Origin of the sequence: Pseudorhodoferax sp. Leaf267 (assembly GCF_001422405.1) — a bacterium.
Taxonomy (GTDB): Bacteria; Pseudomonadota; Gammaproteobacteria; order Burkholderiales; family Burkholderiaceae_C; genus Pseudorhodoferax.
Genome location: NZ_LMMV01000012.1, coordinates 746,080 through 770,434, shown reverse-complemented (window position 1 = coordinate 770,434; position 24,355 = coordinate 746,080). Strand labels below are relative to the sequence as shown.

At 67.7% G+C, this 24,355-nt stretch carries 25 protein-coding genes and 1 pseudogene; 10 read left to right on the top strand and 16 right to left on the bottom strand.

Annotated elements, in window-relative coordinates; genetic code table 11:
• Window positions 1-100 precede the first annotated feature (100 nt).
• A complete protein-coding gene (gene rpoD, locus ASF43_RS15420; RefSeq protein WP_056182693.1) occupies window positions 101-2,446 on the top strand; it encodes an RNA polymerase sigma factor RpoD in 2,346 nt (781 codons plus the stop codon).
• A 48-nt stretch (window positions 2,447-2,494) separates the two neighbouring features.
• On the opposite strand, the gene ASF43_RS15415 is transcribed toward rpoD, so the two are convergent.
• From ASF43_RS15415 to ASF43_RS15405, 3 genes are read right to left on the bottom strand one after another with little or no spacing between them, the layout of a single operon-like run.
• Window positions 2,495-3,826 (bottom strand): HAMP domain-containing sensor histidine kinase, encoded by a 1,332-nt coding sequence (locus ASF43_RS15415; RefSeq protein WP_056183455.1) that lies wholly within the window; start codon window positions 3,824-3,826, stop codon window positions 2,495-2,497.
• Complete coding sequence (locus ASF43_RS15410; RefSeq protein ID WP_056182690.1) at window positions 3,819-4,508, bottom strand: response regulator transcription factor; 690 nt, start codon at window positions 4,506-4,508, stop codon at window positions 3,819-3,821. Before ASF43_RS15410 ends, ASF43_RS15415 begins: the two co-directional genes overlap by 8 nt.
• A gap of 33 nt (window positions 4,509-4,541) precedes the next feature.
• Window positions 4,542-5,009 carry a Spy/CpxP family protein refolding chaperone gene (locus ASF43_RS15405; protein WP_056182687.1) on the bottom strand — a complete coding sequence of 156 codons (468 nt, stop codon included), beginning with the start codon at window positions 5,007-5,009 and terminating at the stop codon, window positions 4,542-4,544.
• A gap of 260 nt (window positions 5,010-5,269) precedes the next feature.
• Between ASF43_RS15405 and ASF43_RS15400 the strand changes: the two genes are divergently transcribed.
• A complete protein-coding gene (locus tag ASF43_RS15400; RefSeq protein WP_235578255.1) occupies window positions 5,270-6,193 on the top strand; it encodes a purine nucleoside permease in 924 nt (307 codons plus the stop codon).
• Window positions 6,194-6,199: 6 nt separating this feature from the next.
• On the opposite strand, the gene ASF43_RS15395 is transcribed toward ASF43_RS15400, so the two are convergent.
• From ASF43_RS15395 to ASF43_RS15355, 10 genes and pseudogenes are all read right to left on the bottom strand, one after another.
• Window positions 6,200-7,201 (bottom strand): aldo/keto reductase, encoded by a 1,002-nt coding sequence (locus tag ASF43_RS15395; RefSeq protein WP_056182683.1) that lies wholly within the window; start codon window positions 7,199-7,201, stop codon window positions 6,200-6,202.
• Between the two features lie 115 nt (window positions 7,202-7,316).
• Window positions 7,317-8,273 (bottom strand): Gfo/Idh/MocA family oxidoreductase, encoded by a 957-nt coding sequence (locus tag ASF43_RS15390; protein WP_056182679.1) that lies wholly within the window; start codon window positions 8,271-8,273, stop codon window positions 7,317-7,319.
• 2 nt (window positions 8,274-8,275) lie between these two features.
• Window positions 8,276-9,178 carry a class III extradiol dioxygenase subunit beta gene (locus ASF43_RS15385; protein WP_056183453.1) on the bottom strand — a complete coding sequence of 301 codons (903 nt, stop codon included), beginning with the start codon at window positions 9,176-9,178 and terminating at the stop codon, window positions 8,276-8,278.
• A gap of 99 nt (window positions 9,179-9,277) precedes the next feature.
• Window positions 9,278-9,646, bottom strand: a pseudogene (gene ligA / locus ASF43_RS31745) (protocatechuate 4,5-dioxygenase subunit alpha); the annotation flags it as partial.
• A gap of 1 nt (window position 9,647) precedes the next feature.
• The gene (locus tag ASF43_RS15380; protein WP_056182676.1) at window positions 9,648-10,580 is read right to left on the bottom strand and encodes an amidohydrolase family protein; all 933 of its coding nucleotides are present in this window, start codon (window positions 10,578-10,580) and stop codon (window positions 9,648-9,650) included.
• Between the two features lie 10 nt (window positions 10,581-10,590).
• Entirely contained in the window at window positions 10,591-11,598 is a 1,008-nt protein-coding gene (locus tag ASF43_RS15375; RefSeq protein WP_056182674.1) for a tripartite tricarboxylate transporter substrate binding protein, read from the bottom strand.
• A gap of 28 nt (window positions 11,599-11,626) precedes the next feature.
• Window positions 11,627-12,619 carry a tripartite tricarboxylate transporter substrate binding protein gene (locus ASF43_RS15370; RefSeq protein WP_056182671.1) on the bottom strand — a complete coding sequence of 331 codons (993 nt, stop codon included), beginning with the start codon at window positions 12,617-12,619 and terminating at the stop codon, window positions 11,627-11,629.
• Between the two features lie 23 nt (window positions 12,620-12,642).
• Complete coding sequence (locus ASF43_RS15365) at window positions 12,643-13,605, bottom strand: tripartite tricarboxylate transporter substrate binding protein (protein WP_056182669.1); 963 nt, start codon at window positions 13,603-13,605, stop codon at window positions 12,643-12,645.
• Window positions 13,606-13,610: 5 nt separating this feature from the next.
• On the bottom strand, window positions 13,611-14,294 hold the full coding sequence (ligK, locus tag ASF43_RS15360) for a 4-carboxy-4-hydroxy-2-oxoadipate aldolase/oxaloacetate decarboxylase (RefSeq protein ID WP_056182666.1): 684 nt from the start codon (window positions 14,292-14,294) through the stop codon (window positions 13,611-13,613).
• Window positions 14,295-14,311: 17 nt separating this feature from the next.
• Window positions 14,312-15,340: an amidohydrolase family protein gene (locus ASF43_RS15355; RefSeq protein WP_056183451.1), complete on the bottom strand. Its 1,029-nt coding sequence runs from the start codon at window positions 15,338-15,340 to the stop codon at window positions 14,312-14,314.
• 157 nt (window positions 15,341-15,497) lie between these two features.
• Here ASF43_RS15355 and ASF43_RS15350 point away from each other — a divergent pair, with 157 nt between their 5' ends.
• From ASF43_RS15350 to ASF43_RS15325, 6 genes are all read left to right on the top strand, one after another.
• Window positions 15,498-16,448: a LysR substrate-binding domain-containing protein gene (locus tag ASF43_RS15350; RefSeq protein ID WP_056182662.1), complete on the top strand. Its 951-nt coding sequence runs from the start codon at window positions 15,498-15,500 to the stop codon at window positions 16,446-16,448.
• Between the two features lie 55 nt (window positions 16,449-16,503).
• On the top strand, window positions 16,504-17,445 hold the full coding sequence (locus ASF43_RS15345) for a 2-hydroxyacid dehydrogenase (protein ID WP_056182659.1): 942 nt from the start codon (window positions 16,504-16,506) through the stop codon (window positions 17,443-17,445).
• A gap of 118 nt (window positions 17,446-17,563) precedes the next feature.
• The gene (locus ASF43_RS15340) at window positions 17,564-17,839 is read left to right on the top strand and encodes a DnaJ domain-containing protein (protein WP_056182656.1); all 276 of its coding nucleotides are present in this window, start codon (window positions 17,564-17,566) and stop codon (window positions 17,837-17,839) included.
• Window positions 17,840-17,845: 6 nt separating this feature from the next.
• Window positions 17,846-18,412, top strand: a complete 567-nt coding sequence (locus tag ASF43_RS15335) for a hypothetical protein (RefSeq protein WP_056182652.1) — start codon at window positions 17,846-17,848, stop codon at window positions 18,410-18,412.
• Window positions 18,413-18,433: 21 nt separating this feature from the next.
• Window positions 18,434-19,180, top strand: a complete 747-nt coding sequence (locus tag ASF43_RS15330; RefSeq protein ID WP_056182649.1) for a hypothetical protein — start codon at window positions 18,434-18,436, stop codon at window positions 19,178-19,180.
• Window positions 19,180-20,418, top strand: a complete 1,239-nt coding sequence (locus tag ASF43_RS15325) for a hypothetical protein (protein WP_056182646.1) — start codon at window positions 19,180-19,182, stop codon at window positions 20,416-20,418. Before ASF43_RS15330 ends, ASF43_RS15325 begins: the two co-directional genes overlap by 1 nt.
• Window positions 20,419-20,421: 3 nt before the next feature.
• Here ASF43_RS15325 and ASF43_RS15320 read toward each other — a convergent pair whose 3' ends face one another.
• Window positions 20,422-21,321, bottom strand: coding sequence for a LysR family transcriptional regulator (locus ASF43_RS15320; protein ID WP_056182643.1), 900 nt, complete (start codon window positions 21,319-21,321; stop codon window positions 20,422-20,424).
• 128 nt (window positions 21,322-21,449) lie between these two features.
• On the opposite strand from ASF43_RS15320, the gene ASF43_RS15315 reads away from it, so the two are divergent.
• Window positions 21,450-21,878: a VOC family protein gene (locus ASF43_RS15315; RefSeq protein ID WP_056182640.1), complete on the top strand. Its 429-nt coding sequence runs from the start codon at window positions 21,450-21,452 to the stop codon at window positions 21,876-21,878.
• Complete coding sequence (locus tag ASF43_RS15310) at window positions 21,875-22,801, top strand: amino acid ABC transporter substrate-binding protein (protein WP_082497873.1); 927 nt, start codon at window positions 21,875-21,877, stop codon at window positions 22,799-22,801. The genes ASF43_RS15315 and ASF43_RS15310 overlap by 4 nt, the downstream gene beginning before the upstream one ends.
• Before the next feature lie 52 nt (window positions 22,802-22,853).
• On the opposite strand, the gene ASF43_RS15305 is transcribed toward ASF43_RS15310, so the two are convergent.
• Together ASF43_RS15305 and ASF43_RS15300 are read right to left on the bottom strand one after the other, a co-directional pair.
• Window positions 22,854-23,330: a GNAT family N-acetyltransferase gene (locus ASF43_RS15305; protein WP_056182637.1), complete on the bottom strand. Its 477-nt coding sequence runs from the start codon at window positions 23,328-23,330 to the stop codon at window positions 22,854-22,856.
• Between the two features lie 10 nt (window positions 23,331-23,340).
• Window positions 23,341-24,324, bottom strand: a complete 984-nt coding sequence (locus tag ASF43_RS15300) for a tripartite tricarboxylate transporter substrate binding protein (protein ID WP_156373325.1) — start codon at window positions 24,322-24,324, stop codon at window positions 23,341-23,343.
• Window positions 24,325-24,355: the final 31 nt, after the last annotated feature.

Here is a 24,355-nt window from a genome sequence, read left to right as displayed (position 1 = left end):
TGCCAATGGAACGCTTTTCTCCGAGAGCCGTTCCGCTCGCCCTCGCGCCGGGCTTGTTGCGGCGCATGTTTCACGTTTGTTCCGATGTTCGAGGTCACCCATGCCTAGTCAGAAGTCCGAGAAGCCAGCCGTCAAACCCGCCGCCAAGCCCGCTGCGAAAGCTGTAGCCAAGCCCGCGCCCAAAGCGCAGCCGGCTGCCAAGTCCCCTACGAAAGCCAAGACATTGCCCGCATCCAAGACCCCCGCCTCGGAAAAACCCGCCGTCGCCAAGAAGGCCACTGCCGCCGCCGCCGATGAAACCGTGACCAAGAAGAAGCCTGGACGCCCGCCCAAGGCCGCCGCGGCCGACGCGCCCGCCAAGAAGGCCAGCAAGAAGACCGCCAAGGCCGATCTGGACGACGACGTCGGCGAGGACATGTCCGACATCGAGGCCGAGTTCGCCGAGGAGCCCGCGGAGGCCACGCCGGCTGCAGCCGCTGCCACGACCGAGAAGGTCAAGCCGCTGCGCATGAAGATCAGCAAGGCCAAGGAGCGGGCCTTGATGAAGGAATTCGGCCTGGACGAAACCGTCCTGTCCGAAGAAGACATGGCCAAGCGCCGCCAACGCCTGAAGGCGCTGATCAAGCTGGGCAAGACGCGCGGCTATCTGACGCACGGCGAGATCTCCGACCACCTGCCCGACAAGCTGGTCGACGCCGAGACGCTGGAAGTGGTGATCGCGACGCTGAACGACCTGGGCGTGGCTGTCTATGAGCAGACGCCGGACGCCGAGTCGATGATCATCACCGACAACGCGCCCACCGGCTCGACCGAAGAAGAGGCCGAGGAAGCCGCCGAGGCCGCGCTGTCCACCGTGGACAGCGAATTCGGCCGCACCACCGACCCGGTGCGCATGTACATGCGCGAAATGGGCACGGTCGAGCTGCTGACGCGCGAAGGCGAAATCGAGATCGCCAAGCGCATCGAAGGCGGCCTGATGCGCATGATGGAGGCCATCAGCGCCAGCCCGGCGACGCTGGCCGAGGTGTTCCGCCTGGGCGAGGAAATCCGCGAAGGCAAGGTCGTGATCTCCACCGTGGTGGACGGCTTCACCGACCCCAACGAGGCCGACGACTATGTGGCCGAGGAAGACTTCGACGAGTTCGACGCCGCCGATGACGACGACGGCAAGGGCGGCTCCAAGGCGCTGACCAAGAAGCTCGAAGAGCTCAAGAACGAGGCGCTGTCGCGCATCGACACGCTGCGCGACCTGTTCGAGAAGGTGCACAAGGCCTACGACCGCGACGGCTACGGCACGCCGGTCTACGTCAAGGCCCAGCAGGCGCTGAGCGAAGAGCTGATGACCATCCGCTTCACGGCCAAGACCATCGAGAAGCTGTGCGACCTGCTGCGCACGCAGGTGGACGACGTGCGCAAGAAGGAACGCGAGCTGCGCCGCATCATCGTGGACAAGTGCGGCTACCCCCAGGAACAGTTCATCGCCGACTTCAGCGGCCGCGACAAGATGGGCAACAAGGTGCCCTCGCACCTGCTCGACCTCAAGTGGATCGAAAAGCAGGCGCACTCCAACAAGCCCTGGGCTGCCATCATGGGCCGCAACATTCCGCCGGTGCAGGACCTGCAGCAAAAGCTGATGGACATCCAGTCGCGCGTGGTCGTGCCTCTGGACGAGCTCAAGGACATCAACAAGCGCATGAACGAAGGCGAAGCCTCGTCGCGCGATGCCAAGAAGGAAATGATCGAGGCCAACCTGCGCCTCGTGATCTCGATTGCCAAGAAGTACACCAACCGCGGCCTGCAGTTCCTGGACCTGATCCAGGAAGGCAATATCGGCCTCATGAAGGCGGTCGACAAGTTCGAATATCGCCGCGGCTACAAGTTCTCGACCTATGCCACGTGGTGGATCCGCCAGGCCATCACGCGCTCGATCGCGGACCAGGCGCGCACGATCCGCATCCCGGTGCACATGATCGAGACGATCAACAAGATGAACCGCATCAGCCGCCAGCACTTGCAGGAATTCGGCTTCGAGCCCGATGCGTCCATCCTGGCCGAGCGCATGGAGATCCCGGAAGACAAGATCCGCAAGATCATGAAGATCGCCAAGGAGCCGATCTCCATGGAAACGCCCATCGGCGACGACGACGACAGCCACCTGGGCGATTTCATCGAAGACAGCGCCAACACCGCGCCCATCGATGCGGCCATGCAGGCCGGCCTGCGCGACGTGGTCAAGGACATCCTCGATTCGCTGACCCCGCGCGAAGCCAAGGTGCTGCGCATGCGCTTCGGCATCGAAATGTCGACCGACCACACGCTGGAAGAAGTCGGCAAGCAGTTCGACGTGACGCGTGAGCGCATCCGCCAGATCGAAGCCAAGGCGCTGCGCAAGCTCAAGCATCCGAGCCGCAGCGACAAGCTGCGCAGCTTCATCGACACGCTGTAAGCGTCTCCGGCGCCCAAGCCTCGAAGCCCGCTCTTGAGCGGGCTTTTTCTATGGGGCTGGAAGATCGACGCGCACTTCCAGACCTGGGTGCGCATTGCGTACGCGCCAGCGCGCGCCGTGTGCCTGCGCCACGAGCTTGCACAGGTACAGGCCCAGGCCGACGCCACCGCTGCCGCGCTCGCGAGACGCATCCGGCCGGTAGAAGGGCTCGGCCAGGTGCGGCAACACGGCGTCGTCCACGCCCGGGCCATGGTCGCGCACGCGCAGCGTGATGCCGCCCTGGGCTTGTTCCAGATGCAGTTCGGGCGCCAAGGCCGCACCGGCGCTGTGGCGCAGCGCGTTGCCCAGCAGGTTGCGCAGCAGCAGGCGCATGCGCGTGCGATCCAGCATGGGTTGCGGCAAGCCGGGAGCGGCATGCAGGACTGGCAGCGGTGCCCCGCTCTCCTGAGTGGCCAGCCCCTCGATCACCTCGTGCGCCAGGGCCGCCAGGTCGGTCGGCTCCAACTGCAGCGCAGCATGCCGTGTGGCCAGGCGCTCGCTTTCCAGCAGGTCGGTGACCAGGTCGCGCATCTCGCCCAGGTCGCGCAGCAACGCGGCCTTGGACGATGCCAGCTCGGCCTGGTCCGGCAGCAGCTCGGTGTGCAGGCGCGCGCGCGTGAGCGGGCTGCGCAACTCGTGGCTGATCGCCAGCAGCAAGGCGCGCTTGGCCTCCAGCATCTGGTGCAGGTCCTGCGCCATGGCGTTGATGTCACCGGACAGCTCGCCCAGCTCGTCGTGCCGCCGCACCGCAATGGGCTGTGCGAAGTCGCCGCCGCCGAAGCGCTGCGCGCCCGCCCGGATGTCCTGCAGCGGCCGCAGCAGCCGGTGCACGTAGGCATAGGCCAGCGCGGTCAGCAACAGCAGCGCGGCCAGCGTCATCCAGCCGACGCGGCGCGGCTTGCTGTGCCACTCCGACATGCGGATGCCCAGCACGATGCGGTGACCATCGGCCGTGGTGTGGCGCAGCAGGGACTCGGCCGGCCCGTCGCCATCGCCGAAGCGGCCGCGCCAGGCAGGCCGCGCGGCCTCGGTCGACCAGTTCACCACCGGCCCGCTGATCTGGATGCCGATGGGCAGGCGCTGCGCCAGGGCCTGGGCCTTGGCGATGTCGGGCGGGCTGCCGATCTCGGCCATCAGGCGGTCCACGTAGTCGGCCACCAGCGGGCGCGCCGCATCGCGCCAGCCCACCGACAGCGCACGCTGCATGCCGGCGATGAAGATCACGGTCATCGCCAGCGCCAGCAGCAGGAACAGCGCCACCAGCCGCAAGCGCAGCGAGTGCCGCAACGCCGTGCGGGCGCGCCGGTGCCAGCGCGCGCGTGGGCGGGGCGTGTCAGCCACGGCCGGCCACCACGGGGGCCAACCCCAGCGCATAGCCGGCATTGCGCAGCGTCTTGATCGCGTCCAGCGGCTCCAGCTTCTTGCGCAGGCGGCTGACCACGATGTCGACCGCGCGTGTGTAGAGCTCGGCCTCGTGGCCACGCAGCTGGTTCAAGATGTCGTCGCGGCTCCAGACGCGGCCCGGCTCGCGCGCCAGCAAATGCAGCAGCTCGAACTCGGTGCCCGTCAGGTCGACCAACTCGCCCTGGCGCCACGCGCTGCGCGTCACCGGGTCGATCTCCAGGCCGTCGAAACGCAGCCTGCCGCCCGCCGGCACCACGGCGGGCCGCCGGCGCAGCACGGTCTGCACGCGCGCGACCAGTTCCCGCGGCTCGAAGGGCTTGGGCACGTAATCGTCCGCGCCCAGCTCCAGGCCGACCACGCGGTCCATGACCTCGCCGCGCGCGGTCAGCATCAGGATCGGGATGTCGCTGTCCTTGCGGATCGCGCGGCACAGCGCGAAGCCGTCCATGCCAGGCAGCATCACGTCCAGGATCGCCGCATCGAAGCCGCCTGCGCGCAGCAGCGCCAGGCCCTGGTCCGGGTGCAGCGCATGCGCCAGTTCGAGGTCGAAGCGCGCGAAGTAGGTGGCCAGCGGCGCGCCCAGTTGCGCGTCGTCGTCGATCAGCAGGATGCGGGGCATGCACCCATTGTCAGCTTGCCGACCCGCACGCGGTCAGCCCCGGCGCCAGCCGCCGCGCCGCTGCAGGAAGTCGCGCACCTTCTGCTGCTGCGTGGCGTTCAGGCTGTCGTAGAAGTCGCCCAGCGCGGCCACGACCTCGGGGCTCTTGGCGTTCAGCGCGGCGGTCTTCTCGGCCACCAGCGACTGCGCGCGCGTGCGGTCGAACTTCTCGCCCGCCACCAGCGCCTGCATCTCGGCGCGCGGGTTCTGCATGGAGCCGACCAGCGCGATGCGCTGCTCGTGCAGCTTGCCGGCCAGCACCTCGAGCTTGGCCTTCTGCGCGGCGTCCAGGTCCAGCTTGCCGCTCACGCGGTCGACCATCCTGGCGCGCATGGCGGCCGATTCCTCGGGGCTGGCGTTCCAGCGTGCGCCCTCCATGCGGTGGCTGCAGGCGCCCAGGCTGCCGACGACGAGGGCGGCGCCGGCCAGGCCAGCCAGGCTGCGTTTGATCCAGGATTTCATGGTGTCGTGCCTTTCAGGCAGATGTTGAACATGGCCCGTATGGTCGTGCTGCACGCTGGCACGGGGGTCTCGCCGCGGTTTCGGTTTGTTTCGTTTCATGTCGCGCGCGGGGCGCGGCTCTTAGACTCCACGCCTTCGCCCATCCTCGAAAGACGTCCATGCGCCTGCACCCTCGCCCCCTCCACCTCGCGGCCCTATTGGCCTGCGCCCTGCTGGCAGGTTGCGCCACGACAGCGCCCCGGCAGACGGCTGCGCAACCCGTGCAGGTCAAGGTCTTCATCGCCGCGATGTTCGAGATCGGCCAGAACACCGGCGACCGCGCTGGCGAGTTCCAGCATTGGTACGAACGCTACTGGAAGAGCGCGACGCCGGTCACCGTGCCCGGCGCCCTGCAGCCCGTGTACTGCAATGCCGACGGTGTCTGCGGCGCCGTGCTGGGCATGGGCAAGGTCAACTCGTCCGCGTCCATGCAGGCCATCGTGCTGAACCCGGCATTCGACTTCTCCAAGGCCTACTACGTGGTCTCTGGCGTGGCCGGCACGCCGCCCTCGCGCGGCACGATCGCCGATGTCAGCTGGGCGACCTGGCTCGTGGACTACGACCTGGGCCACCGCTGGGCACCCGAAGAAAACACACCGGGCGCGCCGACCTTCATGCCGCGCAAGGGCTACGAGGCCTACCGCCGCTTCCAGCTCAACCCGGCGCTCGTGGCCCGTGCCATGCAGCTGTCGGCGTCCACACCGCTGCGGGACTCGGACAGCGCAGCCAAATACCGCCAGCGCTACCCAGACACCGAGGCGCGGCGCGCCCCCAAGGTGACCACCGGCACGCACATGACGGGCGACACCTTCTTCCACGGGCCCGGCATGTCGAAGCAGGCGCAGTACATCGCCAAGCTCTACGGCGCCGACGACTACGTGATCACCGAGATGGAGGCAGCCGCCATCGCGCTGGTGATCCAGCGCACGCACGGCACGGACCGCATCATGAGCCTGCGCGGCGCCGTCAACTTCGACCAGGGCAACCCCCAAGAAACCACGCTGCAGCACCTGGACCCGGCCCCGGGCGAGACGGCAGGCGGCTTCGCCGAAACGGTGCAGAACATCGCCCTGGTCGGCACCCGCGTGGTCGACGACATCGTCGTGAACTGGCCGCAATGGCAGGCCGGCGTGCCGGCCCGCTGAGCGCCGTCAGAAGTTCTCGGTATCGACCTCGCCGGTCGCCTGCGGCGTGTAGCGCGGCCCGACCACGTTGCGCTGGTGGATCAGCGCGTCGACGCGCGCCATCGCTTCGGCCGACAGACGCACATCGGCGGCGCCAAGGTCTTCGTGCAGATGGTCCAGGTTCGTCGTGCCCGGGATCGGCACGATGTGCGGGGCCTTGTGCAGCAGCCAGGCCAGCGCCAGCTGGGCCGGCGTGCAGCCCAGTTCCTGCGCCAGCGCGGCGTAGGGTTTGAGCAACTGCAGGTTGGCCGCGTAGTTGTCGGGCGCGAAGCGCGGCATGGGCCGGCGGATGTCCTTGGCGTCCAGCCCGGTCACGTCCATCAGCTTGCCGGTCAGGAACGCGCGCGCCAGTGGGCTGAACGCGACGAAGGCGGCGCCGATCTCGCGGCAGGCGTCGAGCACGGCGATCTCGGGGTTGCGCGTCCACAGCGAGTACTCGGTCTGCACCGCCGTGATGGGATGCACGGCATGCGCCCTGCGCAGCGTCGCGGCCGACACCTCCGACAGGCCGATGGTGCGCACCTTGCCCGCGCGCACGAGGTCGGCCAGTGCGCCCACGCTGTCCTCGATCGGCACCTGCTTGTCCCAGCGGTGCAGGTAATACAGGTCGATCACATCGGTCTTGAGCCGGCGCAGGCTGTCTTCGCAGTTGCGGCGCACGGCCTCGGGGCTGCCGTCGATCACGCGGCGCAGTTGGCCGTCGTCACCACGCACACCGGCCATGCCACCCTTGCTGGCCAAGGTGAACTTGCCGCGGTGCGGCGCCAGCACGCGGCCGACCAGCTCTTCGTTGGCGCCGAAGCCGTACAGCGCAGCCGTGTCGAACAGCGTGACCCCGGCGTCCAGCGCAGCGAGCAGCAGGCGCTCGCCCTGCTCGGGCGACGGCGGCTGGCCATAGGCATGGCTGAGGTTCATGCAGCCCAGGCCGATGGCCGAGACGGTGAAGGGTCCGATGGTGCGTTGTTGCATGGGCAAGATGGTCCAGAGATTGATGGGGTCGTGCCATCCTACGCGGCGCTGGCACGATGCAAAAAGCCGCCGGCTCGGTGCACGAGCAGGCGGCCTTTGCGTGATGGTGGCGCGATCAGCCTTCCAGCTGCTTTTCCAGATCCTGCAGCACGCGATAGCAGGCCAGCACCTGTGCCACGCTGCTGTTCGGCTCGCGCCCTTCGCGGATCGCGGCGAAGAACTCGCGGTCCTGCAGCTCGATGCCGTTCATGGACACGTCCACCTTGGAGACGTCGATCTTCTCCTCCTTGCCGTTGAACAGGTCGTCGTAGCGCGCGATGTAGGTCGCGGTGTCGCCGATGTAGCGGAAGAAAGTGCCCAGCGGGCCGTCGTTGTTGAAGCTGAGCGACAGCGTGCAGATCGCGCCGTTCTCGGCCTTGAGCTGGATGCTCATGTCCATGGCGATGCCCAGGTCCTTGTGGATCGGGCCTTGCACGGCATTCGCTTTCACGATGGGGCTGCCGGCCTGGTAGGCGAACAGGTCCACGGTGTGCGCGGCGTGGTGCCACAGCAGGTGGTCGGTCCAGCTGCGGGCCTGGCCCAGCGCGTTCATGTTGGTGCGTCGGAAGAAGTAGGTCTGCACATCCATCTGCTGGATGTTGAACTCGCCAGCCTTGATCTTGTTGTGCACGTACTGGTGGCTGGGGTTGAAGCGCCGCGTGTGGCCGCACATCGCGACCAGGCCGCTCTGCTTGGCCAGGGCCACGACTTCGTCGGCGTCCTTCAGGCTGTCGGCCAGCGGGATCTCGACCTGCACGTGCTTGCCGGCCTTCAGGCAGGCGATCGTCTGCGACGCGTGCATCTGCGTGGGCGTGCACAGGATCACGGCGTCCACTTCCTGGAGGGCCAGGCTGTCGGCCAGATCCGTCGTGACATGCTGGATGCCGTACTTGTCGGCCACTTCCCGGGTCTTCTCCAGGTCGCGGCTGATCAGCGAGACGACTTCGACGCCATCGATGTTCTTGATGCCGTCCAGGTGCTTGATGCCGAAGGCGCCGGCGCCCGCGAGTGCGACTTTGATGGTCTTGGTCATGATCAGTTGTTTTCCATGATGAGGTGGCCGACAGCGGTGTTCGACGCCGGCACGTGGAAGAAGCGGTGCTTGAGCGTCGGGGCCGGGCCACCGTCGACGTCGCTCATCGCGCCGCGCGCGATCAGCCACATCACGAGCTCGATGCCCTCGCTGCCGGCCTCGCGCACGTATTCGATGTGCGAGACCTTGGCCAGCTCGGCCGGCTCGGCGATCAAACGGTCCAGGAACTTGTTGTCCCACTCCTTGTTGATGAGGCCGGCGCGCGGGCCCTGCAGCTGGTGGCTCATGCCGCCCGTGCCCCAGATCTGCACCTTGAGCGGCGCGTCATAGGACTCGATGGCGCGGCGGATCGCCTGGCCCAGCGCGAAGCAGCGCGCACCCGAGGGCACGGGGTACTGCACCACGTTCACATGGAACGGGATGACCTTGACCGGCCAGGCCTCGGGCGAGCCGAACAGCAAATTCATCGGCACCGTGAGGCCGTGGTCCACCTTCAGGTCGTTCACGATGGTGAGGTCGAAGTCCTGCTGGATCACCGACTGCGCGATATGCGAGGCCAGCTCGGGGTGGCCGATGACCTTGGGCACGGGCCGCGGGCCGTAGCCTTCGTCGCCGGGCTCGAACTCGGCCGCGGTGCCGATGGCAAAGGTCGGGATCATGCCCAGATCGAAGCTGGTCGCGTGGTCGTTGTAGACCAGGAACACCACGTCGGGCTTGTTCTCGCGCATCCACTGCTTGGAAGGCTCGTAGCCTGCGAACAGCGGCTTCCAGTACGGCTCCTCGGTCTTGCCCAGGTCGATGGCCGCGCCGATGGCAGGCACGTGCGAGGTGTAGACCGAGGCCGTGATGCGTGCATGGCCTTCGGATGCGCCAGCGCCGGTCTGGCGTGCCGCATGCTCACCCATGATCTCCGCGGCCAGGGCTTCCTGGTGCGTGAGCTCCCATTCCTTCCAGGCCGCGGACTGCGAGGCAGGGCCCTGGGCGTTGCCGCCCTCGCCCAGCACGCGGTTGCCTTCGGCGCTGCGGCCGCCGCCAATCATCATGTCGCGGTAGGCGTGCTCGGTCATGCCGGTCATGGAGCCCGCCATCTGCTGGAACGACAGGCCATCGGTCGCGCCCAGCTTGGCCAGGAAGTAGATGTTGCCGCCCGTGCGCATGGCCCAGTTCAGGTCGCGTGCGCGCACTGCGGCGCGCTGCTCTTCCGTCATCGGCCACTCGGCCAGGTAGGCGTCTTCGTCGGCCTTGAAGCGCGTGCGGTTCTCGGCCTTCATGAGGCTCATGCAGAACTGGTTGAGCCAGTAGCCCTTGCGGCTTTGGTCGGCGTCGAAGATGGTCGTGCCGGGCACATCCAGATAAGGTTTGTTCAAAGCCATGTCAGACCTCTTCCGGCCAATACAGGCGCATCGGGTTGTCGACGAGCAGCTTCTTCTGCAGCTCGGCGGTCGGCGCGATATGCGGGATGAAGTCGACCAGCAGGCCGTCGTCGGGCATGTGGTCCTTCAGGTTGGGGTGCGGCCAGTCGGTGCCCCACAGCACGCGGTCGGGGAACTGCTCGACGATGCGGCGCGCGAAGGGGATCACGTCCTGGTAGGCGTTCTGCTCGCCATTCAAGGCCTTGGGGCCGGTGACGGACAGCCGCTCGGGGCAGCTCACCTTGCTCCACACATTGGTGTGCTCGCGCATGAACTTCTCGAACAGCGCGAACTCGGGGCCGTCGATCGGCTTGCTCACGTCGGGGCGGCCCATGTGGTCCACCACCACGGTGGTCGGCAGCGCGGTGAAGAAGTCCCACAGTTCGGGCAGGTCCACCGCCTCGAAGTAGATGACGACGTGCCAACCCAGCTTGTGGATGCGGCCGGCGATCTCCAGCAGCTCGTCCTTGGGCGTGAAGTCGACCAGGCGCTTGACGAAGTTGAAGCGCACGCCGCGCACACCGGCATCGTGCAACTCCTGCAGCTCGGCATCGCTGATGCTGCGCTTGACCGTGGCCACGCCGCGCGCCTTGCCGCCCGAGGACTTGCAGGCATCGACCATGGCGCGGTTGTCCGCGCCGTGGCAGGTGGCCTGCACGACCACGTTGCGCGCAAAGCCCAGGTGGTCGCGCAGCGCGTAGAGCTGCGCCTTGCTGGCGTCGCACGGCGTGTACTTGCGCTCGGGGGCGTACGGAAACTCGCCGCCCGGGCCGAACACGTGGCAATGCGCATCGACGGCGCCTGTGGGCAGCTGGAACCGGGGCTTGCTGGGGCCGGCGTACCAGTCCATCCAGCCGGCGGTTTTCTCGAAGGGTCCTGTGGTGGGTTTGCTCATGGTGTGGGTCTCACTGCAGTTCGATCTTGGCGCGCTTGATGATGGCTTCGTGCCGCTTGGTCTCCGAGGCGATGAAGGCCTCGGTCTGGGCGCGGTCCAGCGACATGGGCACGTAGCCGAAGTTGGCATAGCGGTCCTGCACGTCGCTGCTGAGCACGGCCTCGTTGATGTCGGCGCGGATCTTGTCGGCCACAGCCTGCGGCAGGCCCTTGGGCGCGGCGATGATGTTCCAGCCGCTGACCTCGTAGTCCTTCGGGCCACCGGCCTCGGCCACCGTCGGCACGTCGGGGTAGGCCTTCAGCCGCTGCGGCGCCGCCACGGCCAGGAAACGCACCTTGCCGGCCTTGTACAGCGGCCCCGTGGTGCCGGCCGTGCCCTGCGTCACGGGCAGTTCGCCGTTGGCCACCGCCGTGTACAGCTGCGAGGTTTCCTTGTAGATGATGTGCTGCATGCTGGTGCCGGTCAGCTGCTGCAGGTCTTCCATGCCCAGGTGCACCGGGTTGCCGATGGACCAGGAGCCGTAGTCGATCTTGCCGGGGTTGGCCTTGGCGTCGGCGATCACGTCGGCCACGTTCTTGTACTTGCTGTTGGTCGGCACCACCACCATCATGTAGGCCTTCCACAGCGTGGCCTGCACGTCGAAGTCCTTGGCCGGGTCGTACGGCAGCTTCTTGAACAGGTAGGGATAGGCGGCCAGGTGCACGCTGTCGAGCTGGATCAGGTCGTGCCCGTCCTTGGCGCCGCGCTTCCACGCGTCGATGGCGATGAAGCCGTTGCCGCCCGGGCGGTTCTCCACCACCACCGGCTGGCCCCACTTGCGCGAGAGCTTGTCGGCGATCACACGGCCGATGGCGTCGGGCGCGCCGCCGGTGGGGTACGGCGTGATCAGGCGCACGGTGCGCGTGGGCCACTTGGCGGCGTCCTGCGCGTGGGCGGCCGTGCCCCAGGTGGCGGCGGTTGCGGCGAGCGCCGACAGCGCGAAAAGTGCAGCGCGGCGTGGCAAAACAGATGGCTTCATGAATTTGTCTCCTCGGGTGGGTGTGTCGTCAATCCAGCGTGACATTGGCCTTGCGGATCACATCGCCGAAGCGCTGCGATTCGTCTTTCACGAACTGCGTGAACTGCGCGCGCGTGGTCGGGAAGGGTTCGTAGCCGAAGCTCTTGAACTTCTCCTGCACGTCGGCTCCCGACAGCGCGGCTTCGACATCGGCCTTGATCTTGTCGGTGGTGGCGGCCGGCAGGCCGGGCGGCACGGCGAACGCGTTCCAGCCGGTCACGACGAAGTCCTTGGGGCCTCCGGATTCGGCCACCGTGGGCACGTCCGGGAAGTCGGCCGAGCGCTTGGGCGCCGTGATCGCCAGAAAGCGCAGCTTGCCTGCGCGCTGCAGCGGGCCGGCCGTGGCGGCGCTGCCCAGCGCAAACGCCAGCTCGCCCGTGGAGACGCCGGTGTAGAGCTGCGTGGTCTCCTTGTAGATCACGTGCTCCATCTGCGTGCCGGTGGCGCTCTCGAACAGCTCCGAGCCCAGGTGCACCGGGTTGCCGATGGACCAGGAGCCGTAGTTCAGCTTGCCCGGGTTGGCCTTGGCGTCCGCGATGATGTCTCCCACCGTCTTGTACTTGCTGGTGGTCGACACCGTGAAGAAGAAGTGCGTCTTGAACAGCGGCAGCAGCGTGTCGAAGTCCTTCACCGGGTCGTAGGGCAGCTTCTTGAACAGCGCCGGGTAGGCGGCCAGGTGCACGTTGTCCAGCACCAGGATGTCGTGGCCGTCCTTGGCGCCGCGCTTCCACGCGTCGATGGCGATGAAGCCGTTGCCGCCCGGGCGGTTTTCCACGATCACGCTCTGGCCCCAGGTGCGCGATAGTTTGTCGGCCACCAGGCGGGCCACGCCGTCCGGGCCGCCGCCCACGGGGAACGGCGTGATGATGCGCACGGGCTTGGTCGGGAACTGCTGGGCCTGGGCCGCGAACGGCAGGGCCGCGGCCAGTGCACCGGCGGCGATAGCGAAGCGCACCAGGGTGCGGCGTGGGGTTGCTTGCATGTCGTCTCTCTCGGGTTGTCGTTTCAATCAGGCTTGATGCCGGTCTCACGCACCAGCTTCTCGTAGCGCTGGCGCTCCGCGCGCACCAGCGTGGCGAACTGCGTGGCGGGGCCGGGCGTGACCTCGCCGCCCACGCCGCTCATGCGCGCCTGCACCTCGGGCGTGGCCAGGGCCTTTTGCACCTCGGCGTACAGCTTGTCGACCACGGCCTTGGGCGTGGCGGCCGGTGCGACGAAGCCGTACCAGACCGAGGCCTCGAAGCCCGGGTAGCCGGATTCGGCGATCGTCGGCGTGTCCGGGAAGATGCTGGTGCGCTTGGCGCTCAGCGCGGCCAGCACCTTGAGCTTGCCGCTCTTCACATGGGGCAAGGCCTCCAGCGCGTTCACCGCCACCAGCGGCACCTGGCCGCCGATGGTGTCGGTGATGGCCTGCGCGCCGCCGCGGTAGGGCACGTGCTGCAGCGCGATGCCGGCGGCCTTGGCAAAGAGCTCGACCGCCATGTGCGGCGTGGCGCCGTTGCCGGGGCTGGCGAATGCGATGGAATCGGGCTTGCCCTTGGCGGCGGCGATCAACTCGGCCACCGTGTTGTACGGCACGGCCGGGTTCGCCGCGATCACCACCGGCACGCGGCCCACCTGCGCGATCAGCGCCAAGTCGCGCTCGGCGTCGAACGGTGCGGGCTGGTACAGCGCCATGTTGGCCGCCAGTGCGTTGGCAGCCAGCATCAGCGTGTAGCCGTCCGGCGCGGCGTCGATGACCGACTTGACGGCGATGTTCGTGCCGGCGCCGGGCTTGTTCTCCACGACTATGGGCTGGCCCATGCTGGCCGACATGGCCTGGCCCACGGTGCGCGCAACGATGTCGACCGCGCCGCCGGCCGAGTAGCCGACCACGAGCTTGATCGGCTTGTTCGGGTAGGTCTGCGCGTATGCGGCACCGGCCAACAGCGCAGTGGCCACGCAGGCCAGCACGAGGCGTTTGAACATCGCGCTCAATCGATGTACTTCAAGCCCGCTGCCGCCAACGGCTCGCGCATCTTGTACATGTCCAGGCCCAGCACGCCGCTGGCCAGCTTGTCACGCTTTTCGCCCTCGAAGCTCTCACGCTTCTGCGCAGCCTCCAGCGTCTTGGCCGCGATGGCGCGCGGCACGCAGACCACGCCATCGTCGTCCGCCACGATCACGTCGCCCGGCGTGACCAGCATGCCGGCGCAGACCACGGGGATGTTGACCGAGCCGATGGTGGCCTTGATCGTGCCCTTGCTGCTGATGGCCTTGCTCCACACCGGGAAGTTCATCTCTTTCAGCGTCTTCACGTCGCGCACGCCGGCGTCGATGATCAGCGCACGCGCGCCGCGCGCCTGGAAGCTGGTGGCCAGCAGGTCGCCGAAGTAGCCGTCGGTGCACTCGGCCGTGATGGCGGCGACCACGATGTCGCCGGGCTTAATTTGCTCCGCGACCACGTGCATCATCCAGTTGTCGCCCGGGTGCAGCAGCACCGTCACGGCCGTGCCGGACACCTGGGCGCCCGGGTAGATCGGGCGCATGTAGGGCTTGAGCAGGCCCACGCGGCCCATGGCCTCGTGCACGGTGGCCGAGCCCAGCGCGGCGAGCCCGTCGGCGGTGGCAGCGTCCGTGCGCTGGATGTTGCGGTAGACGACTCCGAGTTCGTACATGGTGATGCTCCTGCGGGTTACTTGTTTTTGGCCTTGAGGGCCGTGTCCAGGCGGCTGAACACGCGGCGCGCATTGCCTTCGAAGACCTGGTAGCGGTCTTCATCCGTGAGGTTGGGCGTGTTCAGCACGTAGCGCTTGGTGTCGTCGTAGTAGTGGCCGGTCTCCGGGTCGATGCCACGCACGGCGCCGATCATCTCGCTGGCGAACAGCACGTTCTTGGTCGGGATCACCTTGGTCAAGAGGTCGATGCCGGGCTGGTGGTAGACGCAGGTGTCGAAGTAGATGTTGTTCAGCAGGTGCTCGGTCAGCAGCGGCTTCTTGAGCTCCTGCGCCAGCCCGCGGAAACGGCCCCAGTGGTAGGGCACGGCACCGCCGCCGTGCGGAATCAGGAACTTCAGCGTCGGGAAGTCCTTGAAAAGATCGGACGTCAGGCACTGCATGAAGGCCGTGGTGTCGGCATTCAGGTAATGCGCGCCGGTGGTGTGGAAGCAGGCATTGCAGCTCGTGCTGACGTGCACCATGGCCGGGATGTCGTACTCGACCATCTTCTCGTAGATCGGGTACCAGCTGCGGTCGGACAGCGGCGGGCTCGTCCAGTGGCCGCCGGACGGGTCCGGGTTCAGGTTGATGCCGACGTTGCCGTACTCCTTGACGCACTTCTCCAGCTCGGGGATGCAGGTCTTGGGGTCGACGCCGGGGCTTTGCGGCAGCATGGCCGCAGGAATGAAGTGGTCGGGGAACAGCTGCGAGACGCGGTAGCACAGCTCGTTACAAATCGCCGCCCAGGTCGACGACACATTGAAGTCGCCGATGTGGTGCGCCATGAAGCTGGCGCGCGGGCTGAAGATGGTGATGTCGCTGCCGCGCTCGCGCATCTTGGCCAGCTGGTTCAGCTCGATGCTCTCGCGCAGCTCGTCGTCGCTGATCTTGAGATCCGCCACCTTGGGCATGAGGGCCGGGTCCTGGATGCCGGCGATCTGCTGGTTGCGCCAGGTCTCCAGGGCCTTGGGCGCGGTCGTGTAGTGGCCGTGCACGTCGATGATCAGGGGGTTGCTTTGGCTCATGTCGTTCCTCGGGTTACAGGTCTCAACTGACCGGCGGAATTCTGCGCGGTAAGCCTGCAAAGTTCCAGCCGGAACACCCTCTAGCAGTTAGAACACATCGGCATATCGCGCGGCGCGCTATTCAATACACTTGCAGCCCATGGACCTCAAGCAACTCGAGTATTTCGTGCGTGTGGCCGAGCTCGGCAGCTTCACGCGCGCGGCCATCGCGCTGAACGTGGCGCAGCCCGCGCTGTCGCGCCAGATCCGCCTGCTGGAGGTGGAGTTGCGGCAGAACCTGCTGGCCCGCAACGGGCGTGGCGCCACGCCCACGGAGGCCGGCAAGCTGCTGCTGGAACACGGCCGCGGCATCCTGCACCAGGTGGATGTGGCGCGCGAGGAACTGGGCGTGGCGCGCGGCGCGCTGGCCGGGCGCGTGTCCATCGGCCTGCCGCCCAGCCTGTCCCGGCTGATCACGGTGCCGCTGACGCAGGCCTTTCGCGCGCAGCTGCCGCAGGCGCAGGTGACGCTGACCGAGGGCTTCTCGGTCAGCATGGTGGACGGGCTGCGGCTGGGCAAGCTGGACATGGCCGTGCTGTACAACCCCGAGCGCTCGCCCGACATGGAACTGGCCACGCTGCACGAGGAAGAGCTGGTGCTGATCTCGCCCAGCGACGCGGCCAGGCCAGCGCGCAAGGCCGCGGCCAGGCCGGGGACCAAGACACCGGCCAAAGGCCGCGAGCGCATCACGCTGAAGGAGGTCACCGCGCTGCCGCTGATCCTGCCCAGCCGGCCCAACGCGTTTCGCCTGCTCATCGACGACGAGGCCATGCGCATCGGCTGCGCGCTGCGCGTCACGCTGGAGGTAGACGGGCTGAACGGCATCCTGAACCTGGTCAAGGAAGGCTTCGGCCATGCCGTGCTGCCGGCCTACACGCTCAGCAATTTCGAGAACGCCGAGCCGTTCGAGGTGCGCAGCATCCACCAGCCGCGATTGATGAGCCAGCTCATGCTGGTGCGCTCATCGCGCCGGCCCGCCACCGAGACGCAGAAGATCGCGCGCCAGCTGGTGCAGGACGTGGTGCTGCGCGCCATCGCTCCCTACGCCTGAAGCCTGCAGGGGTGCTTGCTAGACTGGCCCGCTTCGCGCCTACCCTCCTCAACAGATGACCGCCTCCATCCCCCTGCTCGTGCTGTGCCCGCTGCAAGCTGCTTACCTGCAGCAGTTCCGCGACCGCTTCGACGTCATCGTCGGCGACAACGATGCGCGCCGCGCCCAGGCCATCGCCGAGCACGGCCCGCGCATCCGCGCCGTGCTGACGATCGGCACCATCGGGCTGACGGCCACCGAGATCTCGGCCCTGCCCGCGCTGGAGCTGGTGCACACGCTGGGCGTGGGTTACGAGCTGGTGGACGTGGCCGCGGCCAAGGCGCGCGGCATCGCCGTGGCCAACGCGGCCGGCAGCAACGAAACCTGCGTGGCCGACCACGCCTTCGGCCTGCTGCTGGCGGCCGTGCGCGGCATCGTGCAGTTGGACACCGGCGTGCGCAAAGGCCTGTGGCGCGACCAGCTGCAGTTCTACACGCCCACCGTGAGCGGGAAGCGCATCGGCCTGCTCGGCATGGGCGGCATCGGCAAGCAGATCGCCAAGCGCGCGGCCGGCTTCGACATGCCCGTGGGCTACCACAGCCGCAGCCGCAAGGCCGACCTGCCGTTCGAATACTTCGACAGCGCGCGCGCCCTGGCCGCGTGGTGCGACTGCCTGGTCGTCGCCACCCCGGGCGGTGCCGAGACGAAGCACCTGGTCGACGCCCAGGTGCTGGACGCGCTGGGCCCCCAGGGCACGCTGGTCAACATCGCACGCGGCAGCGTGGTGGACACGGCCGCGCTGGCCGCGGCGCTGCGCGAGGGCCGCATCGCCTCGGCCGGCATCGACGTCTACGAGAGCGAGCCCGCGCCGCCGGCCGAACTGCTGGACCTGCCCAACGTGGTCATCACGCCGCACATCGCGGGGCGCTCGCCCGAGGCCGTGCAGGCCTCGGTCACGCTGGTGCTGGGCAACCTGGACGCGTTCTTCAACGGCCGGCCGGTGCTGACGCCGGTCTGATCGCCCTGGCGGCAGCCGAGGCCTTGCGGGCCGCAGGCGCGGGATTCACGCGCCGCCTCCTACAATCGCCGCCTTTCGCGGTTCGCCGTGACCCACGCGAACCGCAGCAAGGCAGCGCATGCAAAACCACTATCTCGCCCTGGGTGTCAGCAGTGGCGCCAGCCTGGCGGACATCAAGAAGGCCTACCGCCACCAGGCGGCCCTGCACCACCCGGACCGCAACCCCGCGCCCGACGCCGCCACGCGGTTTCGCGCCATCCAGGAGGCCTACGACATCCTGGGCGACGCGGCCAGGCGCGAGGCCTACGACCACAACCGCAAGCGCAACCTGCTCGACGACCCGCTGGAAACGGCGCGCGAGATCTGGGGCGACTATTTCCGCAAGCTGATTTAGGCTCCGATGCACGTATCCCCCTTCTTCCACAACCTGCGCACCGCCTACATGGCCGAGCTCGACGACATGCGCCACGACTCGGAGGGCCAGTTCGTGCTGGACCGGCGGCTGGCCGAGCGGCGCAGTGAGCTCGGCTTCCTGGTGCACATGCTGGAGCTCAGCCCCGAGATGGTGGCGGTGGTGCTGCACAAGGCCTTCCACTTCACGTCCGCGCCGGCCATTGACCAATTGCTGGCCTGCGAGCCCGACAACCTGCCCGCGTGGGACAGCCTGCAGCACAGCATCACGGTGGCGCCCTGGGCCCAGGCCACGGTGCAGATGCTGCGCCAGCAAGCGGCCGGCGATCACTTCCTCTGCGTGGCCGCCGCGCTGGAGTACATGGCCGGCAGCGCCCGGCATGCCAGCGCAGGCGTGGATGACGGCGACGAATCGGAAGACGCCGATGCCGACCGCGACAGCGACGACCACGAACCAACCCTCTCGGCCGACGACCTGGACGACGCCGATGCCCAGAGCCGCGAGGACGCCCGCGCCGATTGGATGGCCGAGCAAGGCTTCGACCGCAAAGACTGAACGGGCAAAGGACCTGACGCCATGAACCACCTCGCCCTGATCGCGAAGACCCAAAGCCTGATTGCCGCAGGCGACATCGCCGGCGCCGAGTCCGCCCTCACCGAACTGGCGGACACCGAGGGCGACCGCGCGCTCATGGTGGTGCTGGACCAGTTGGCGCCCAAGGACATCCTGGCCGTGATGCGCGAGTACGACCCATCGCGCGAATCGGTCGTGAGCCTGCTGGTCACCCCGCAGCAATTCGCGCACGCCATCGTCATCGAGAAGCGCTACAAGGACCTCACCCACACGCACCTGCGTGGCATGGTGAACGCCATCGTCTTCCGTGAGGACGCCGACCCGGTGGAATTCCTGAACGCCGTGGGCGACATGGAAGGCGGCAGCGAAGCCATGGCCAACTACTTCGCCGACAAGTGGGCCCGCATCGAAGCCTTCGCGCGCAGCGGCACCTTCGATACCGTCGAGGAAGACGGCGAGATGCTGTCGGAGACGGCGCTGCTGGCCTCGGCCTACGCCAGCCCCCGGATCGACTTGGAGGAAGTGGCCGACCAGGACTGGATGGAGCTGGCCTGGCGCATGCGCTACGAGTGCCCGGACCTGTTCACCGAAACCTTGCTGGTCATGCGGGCCCAGGCGCGCGCCCACCACCTGGGCGTGCAGGACGAGGAAGAAGAGGTCGAGGAAGATGTGCGCGTGGAGACCAGCGACACCGACCGTGGCCGCAGCACCCCCGCCGCGCGCGAGGACGACGAAGAGTCGGCGATTTGATGGACCACCCCGACCAGGGCGCCCAGGCCGTCGCGCTGTTCGACGAGCGGCCCTTTTTTGAGAAGGCCCTGCAGCATGGCGTGCGCCACGGGATCATTCCACCCGAGAAGCTGGCCGCGATGCGCGTGGAGGCGCCCAAGGGCATGGTGCAGATCGCGCGCTACTTCGGCACCGAGTACCTGCGCCCCGACCTGGAGATGGCGCGGGCGCGCCTGGTCAACCTCGTGAGCCTGTACCTGGAGCACTCCTGCGGTGGTGACCTGGACCTGGCCGCCCAGGCTCTGCGCGACCATAGCCTGCTGTCGCGCTCCAAGGGCGGCTCGGACATGCTCAAGGCGTTGATCGCCATGCCGCAGAGCAGCCACTTCGGCATGCAGGAGCACGGTGTGTTCGAGGACAAGCACATCCCCTTGCTGGCCAAGTGGTCCCTGCGCAGCCTGCCCGAATATCAGACCGAGCGCGCCGCGCGCAGCCATGCCACGACCCTGGTGGACGCAGCCGTATGGATGGCGGCGCAGCTGGGGCTGGATGCCGACGATCTGGAAGATGCCGGCAAGGACGCGGAGTCCGTCGTGCGCACGGCCTTGCTGGTGCGCGCCAGCCGGCGCAGCGCCATGCCGGACTGGCAAGGCTTCGAGAAGATGGTGCTGGGCCTGCGCAAGAAGTACGCGCAGCCCGCCGTTGGCCAGGCCGCGCACGTCCCGCTGGACTTGCCCAGGGACCTACCGGCAGAGTTCGTGGACGCGGTACAGACCGTGCAGGCCTCCGTCGTGCAGGACCTGCCCAGGATCCTGGACGCCACGATCAGCGTGCGCAAGCTCTTCGACCAGACGCCGGCCTTCCTGGGCCGCTATTTCTGGACTGAAGATGCCATGGCCGACCTGGAGCATTTCGAGCGCAGCAACAGCGCCCTTTGGGAGAAGGCCACCGAGGGCCACAGCGACGACAGTTCGCTGCTCACGCTGTTCCTGCGCATCGCGACGCAGGGCACGCACGCCACGCTGCTGACCGAGAAAGCCGCCGCCAGCCTGGTCCGCAAGATCCGCAAGTCGGGCCTGGATGCCGAGCTGCCCCGGCAGTTCATCGCGCAACACGCGCCCGTCGCACTGCGCAGCGATTACCTGCGTCTGTGGAACGCCTTCATGGCGGAGGCCGAGCCTGTCTTGCGCAGCGACCGCGTGCAGGCCTACGAAGACGCGCTGGCGCTGCTGCGCCGGGAATGCAACATCGCAGGCTAAGGCTCACGCGGTTGCATCCGCCGCACCTTGCGATGCGGCCGCATGCGCATCGACGATCAAGCCGGCCAGCTGGCGGCCATGCTCGCTCATGGTCCGCGCGCGGCGGTGGATCAGGCCGATGTCGCGGTAGAAGGTGTGCTCTCCCAGGCCGACGGCCCGCACCGCCGCCGGCCAGCGACGATGGTTCACAGTCTGTGGAACCAGGGCTACGCCCACGCCATGCGCCACCAGCTGCACGATCGCGTCCAGCTCGTCCACCTCGCACACCTGCTGCACGGCGATGTGCATGGAACGCAGGAACCGGTCCGCCTGCCGCCCCCCGAAGGACGCGCGGTCGTAGCGCACGAAGGGCTGGCTGCCGATCAACTCGGCCCAGCTCAGCTGCGGCGCATCGCGCGGCACGAGCAGCCTGAAGGGTTCGCGCGCCAGCGTGGTCCAGCGCAGGTCGGCATGCAGGCCGAACGGCGGCTTGATGACGATGGCCATGTCGATTTCGCCCGCATCCACCTGGTTCACGAAGTCCATCGACAGCCCGGGCAGGATGCGCGTGCGCGCACCGGGGCAGGCGCGGTGGAACCTGGCGATGGCCTTGGGCAGCCACGACCGTTGCGCGGACGCGATGGCGCCCAGCGTCAGGAACACCGCCTCGTTCTTGCCGCCGCGGCGTGAGCCCAGCTCGCCATACAGGCTGACCAGCTCCTGCGCCTGCTGCAAGGTCTGGTGCCCGCGCGCGTTGAGCTGCGCCGTGCGCCCCGTTCGGTCGAACAGCGCAAACCCCAGCTCTTCCTGCAACCTTTGCATCTGCGCGCTGACCGCGGCCTGCGTCAAGCCGATCTTCTGACCGGCCGCGGCAAAGGTGCCTTCGCGCGCCACGGCAATCAAGGTTTTCAACTCACGGATCATTGCCGTCCTCCAGGCAAGTGCTCACCAATGACAACCAATGGTGATGAATGACTCCAATATAAATTGATTTTCTTTGATGGATGCCATGGCTAAAGTTTGCGTACCCCATCGACCCAAGGCAACACCCCATGACCGCCACCCCACGCATCCCGTTCCACCTGGCCTTCCCCGTCCGCGACATCGCCGAAGCGCGCGCCTTCTACGGCGAACTGCTCGGCTGCCCCGAAGGCCGCAGCGCACCCGAGTGGGTCGACTTCGACTTCTATGGCCATCAGATCGTGGCGCACCTGGCGCCCGACGAATGTGGCCACAAGCAGAGCAGCGCCGTCGACGGCCACGACGTGCCGGTGCGCCACTTCGGCGCCATCTTGCCCATGGACCAGTGGCAGAAGATGGCCGACGCGCTCGTGGCGCACAAGACCGACTTCATCATCGAGCCCTACATCCGCTTCAAGGGCGAGCCCGGCGAGCAGGCGACGATGTTCTTCCTGGACCCATCGGGCAACGCCATCGAGATGAAGTCTTTCGCCGACCTGTCTTCGTTGTTCGCCAAATGAAGCGCGCAGCCTTCAAGGTCCGCGTGCTCGCGGCACTGGGCGCAGCCGCCACCCTCGGCGTGTTCACCGGCCCGGCCCATGCCCAGACCGACACGCTCAGGAAGATCAAGGACACCGGCACGATCACCATGGGTGTGCGCGATGCCTCGGGCGCCATGTCGTTCACGGTGCGCGGCAACCAGTACACAGGCTTTCATGTCGAGGTGTGCGAGCGCATCGTGGCCGACATCCAGCAGGCCCTGAAGCTGGACAAGCTGGCCGTCAAGTACCAGTTGGTCACGCCGCAGAACCGCATCGCGCTGGTGCAGAACGGCACCGTCGACCTGGAGTGCGGCACGACCACGAACAACGCGGCGCGCCAGAAGGACGTGGCCTTTGCGCCCACGCTGTATGTGGAAGGCGTACGCGTGGCCGTGAAGACGGCCTCCGGCATCGCCAGCCCGGCGCAACTGGCCAGCAAGGCCGTCGCGGCCACGACCGGCAGCACGGCCGTGCAGCAGTTGCGCAAGCTGCAGCGGGAGGGCGTCACCGGCATGAGCGAGGTGCTGGCCAAGGACAACAGCGAAGGCTTCCTGCTTCTGGAGTCGGGCCGCGTGGACGCGTTCGTGGCGGACGGCCAGATCCTGGCCACGCTGATCTCGCGCAGCCGCGAGCCGGCGCAGTACACGCTGCTGGACAAGGTGCTGAGCGTGGAGCCCATCGCCATCATGATCCCCAAGGGCGACGCCGCCTTGAAGACCCTGGTCGACCAGAGCGTGCAGAGGCTGGCGCGCAGTGGCGAGGCCGCCAGCCTCTACGCCAAGTGGTTCACACAGCCCATCCCGCCGAGTGGCCAGACCGTGGGCCTGCCCGCCAATGCGCTGACGCAGGCCGCCTGGGCCAACCCCAGCGACAAGCCACTGGAGGCCTACGAGACCAAGTGAGGGCAGCCCTTGCCACCGATGCGACGGGCACTGCGGCCCGTGGCGCAGCGGCTCAGGCCACGAAGTCCCGCAGCGCCGCGCCCGTCATGCGGTAGCGCACCCACTCGGCCTGCGGCTTGGCGCCGATCGAGTCGTAGAAATCGATGGCCGGCTGGTTCCAGTCCAGCACGCTCCACTCGAAGCGTCCGCAGCCCTCTTGCACCGCGATGCCGGCCAGGTGCTGCAGCAGCCGTTTGCCGGCGCCCTGCCCGCGCGCCGTGGGCAGCACGAACAGGTCTTCCAGGTACAGGCCCTTTTTCGCCTGCCAGGTCGAGTAGTTGAAGAAGTAGACCGCGAAGCCAACCGCCTGGCCGTCCTGTTCGCAGATCAGCGCGCGCGACGGGCTGCCCGGGCCGAACAGGCTGCTGCCGATCGTCTCGACCGTGGCCTCGACCTGGTCCTCGGCCTTCTCGTAGATGGCCAGTTCGCGGATGAAATGCAGGATCAGCGCGGCGTCGCCGGCGCTGGCGGGGCGGATGGAAATCGTCATGGGTTCGAAGTCACTGCTTTGGAATATTCGCCTTGGCAATCACCTCGCCCCAGCGCTTGATCTCGCCTGCCAGCTGCGTGGCCAGCTGCTCTGGTGTGCTGCCCTGCGCGACAAGGTTCAGTTCCAGCAGCTTGTGCTTCACCTCCGGCAGCGCCAGCGCGGCGTTGATGTCCTTGTTCAACCGCGCCACCACCTCCTTGGGCGTGCCCGCCGGCACGGCCAGGCCGTTCCATGACGCGACGTCGAAACCCGCCAGGCTGCCACCGGTCTCGCGCACCGTCGGCACGGCTGGCAGTTGCGGCGCACGCTTGCCGCCCAGCACGGCCAGCGGTCGCAGCGCCTTGCCGGTGATCTGCGTCATGAGCGGGCCCAGGATGTCGACCATGGCGTCGAGCTGCCCACCGCGCAGCGCCGTGATCACGGGCGGCGTGCCGTTGAAGGGCACGACCTGCGCGTCGATGCCGGCCGTGCTCTTGAACAGCTCGGCCGCTAGGTTCTGCGTGGTGCCGATGTTGGGCGTGCCGATGTTCAGCTTGCCCGGGTTGGCCTTGCCGTAGGCCACCAGCTCCCCGAGTGTCTTGAAGCGGCTGTTCTCGGCTACCACGATGCCCAGGTCGAACGTGGCGAGCGTGGAGACGGGCGTGAAATCCCTGGCTGCGTCGAAGGGCTGCGACGCGAACAGCGCCGCGCTGACCGCCGTCCCGCTGGAGACCAGCAGCAGTGTGTGCCCGTCGGCCGGGGCGCGCGCGACCATCTCGCCGGCCACCACGCCGCCCGCGCTGGGCCGGTTGTCGATGACCACGGCCTGGCCCAACGTGGCGGCCAGCTTTTCGCCCACGGTGCGCGCCGTGAGGTCGGCCGCGCCGCCCGCGGCATTGGGCACGACCAGGCGCAGCGGCTTGCTGGGAAAGCGTTGCGCGCTCGCAGGGCCGGGCAGCAGGATCGCCGCAGCGCCTGCGGCCCCGGCCGCCAGAAGTTCTCGTTTGGTCCACATGGCCATGAATCCCTTTCGTGGTGGTGGCGCG

Excerpts from the sequence above, each read along its gene's own strand:
- ASF43_RS15340 (WP_056182656.1), top strand. The coding sequence starts at position 17,564 with ATGCAAAACCACTATCTCGCCCTGGGTGTCAGCAGTGGCGCCAGCCTG.
- ASF43_RS15390 (WP_056182679.1), bottom strand. The coding sequence starts at position 8,273 with ATGACCAAGACCATCAAAGTCGCACTCGCGGGCGCCGGCGCCTTCGGC.
- ASF43_RS15300 (WP_156373325.1), bottom strand. The coding sequence starts at position 24,324 with ATGTGGACCAAACGAGAACTTCTGGCGGCCGGGGCCGCAGGCGCTGCG.
- ASF43_RS15345 (WP_056182659.1), top strand. The coding sequence starts at position 16,504 with ATGACCGCCTCCATCCCCCTGCTCGTGCTGTGCCCGCTGCAAGCTGCT.
- ASF43_RS15315 (WP_056182640.1), top strand. The coding sequence starts at position 21,450 with ATGACCGCCACCCCACGCATCCCGTTCCACCTGGCCTTCCCCGTCCGC.
- ASF43_RS15335 (WP_056182652.1), top strand. The coding sequence starts at position 17,846 with ATGCACGTATCCCCCTTCTTCCACAACCTGCGCACCGCCTACATGGCC.
- ASF43_RS15365 (WP_056182669.1), bottom strand. The coding sequence starts at position 13,605 with ATGTTCAAACGCCTCGTGCTGGCCTGCGTGGCCACTGCGCTGTTGGCC.
- ASF43_RS15310 (WP_082497873.1), top strand. The coding sequence starts at position 21,875 with ATGAAGCGCGCAGCCTTCAAGGTCCGCGTGCTCGCGGCACTGGGCGCA.
- ASF43_RS15395 (WP_056182683.1), bottom strand. The coding sequence starts at position 7,201 with ATGCAACAACGCACCATCGGACCCTTCACCGTCTCGGCCATCGGCCTG.
- ASF43_RS15350 (WP_056182662.1), top strand. The coding sequence starts at position 15,498 with ATGGACCTCAAGCAACTCGAGTATTTCGTGCGTGTGGCCGAGCTCGGC.
- ASF43_RS15305 (WP_056182637.1), bottom strand. The coding sequence starts at position 23,330 with ATGACGATTTCCATCCGCCCCGCCAGCGCCGGCGACGCCGCGCTGATC.
- ligK (WP_056182666.1), bottom strand. The coding sequence starts at position 14,294 with ATGTACGAACTCGGAGTCGTCTACCGCAACATCCAGCGCACGGACGCT.
- ASF43_RS15325 (WP_056182646.1), top strand. The coding sequence starts at position 19,180 with ATGGACCACCCCGACCAGGGCGCCCAGGCCGTCGCGCTGTTCGACGAG.
- ASF43_RS15370 (WP_056182671.1), bottom strand. The coding sequence starts at position 12,619 with ATGCAAGCAACCCCACGCCGCACCCTGGTGCGCTTCGCTATCGCCGCC.
- ASF43_RS15330 (WP_056182649.1), top strand. The coding sequence starts at position 18,434 with ATGAACCACCTCGCCCTGATCGCGAAGACCCAAAGCCTGATTGCCGCA.
- ASF43_RS15380 (WP_056182676.1), bottom strand. The coding sequence starts at position 10,580 with ATGAGCAAACCCACCACAGGACCCTTCGAGAAAACCGCCGGCTGGATG.
- ASF43_RS15375 (WP_056182674.1), bottom strand. The coding sequence starts at position 11,598 with ATGAAGCCATCTGTTTTGCCACGCCGCGCTGCACTTTTCGCGCTGTCG.
- ASF43_RS15385 (WP_056183453.1), bottom strand. The coding sequence starts at position 9,178 with ATGGGTGAGCATGCGGCACGCCAGACCGGCGCTGGCGCATCCGAAGGC.
- ASF43_RS15405 (WP_056182687.1), bottom strand. The coding sequence starts at position 5,009 with ATGAAATCCTGGATCAAACGCAGCCTGGCTGGCCTGGCCGGCGCCGCC.
- ASF43_RS15320 (WP_056182643.1), bottom strand. The coding sequence starts at position 21,321 with ATGATCCGTGAGTTGAAAACCTTGATTGCCGTGGCGCGCGAAGGCACC.
- ASF43_RS15410 (WP_056182690.1), bottom strand. The coding sequence starts at position 4,508 with ATGCCCCGCATCCTGCTGATCGACGACGACGCGCAACTGGGCGCGCCG.
- rpoD (WP_056182693.1), top strand. The coding sequence starts at position 101 with ATGCCTAGTCAGAAGTCCGAGAAGCCAGCCGTCAAACCCGCCGCCAAG.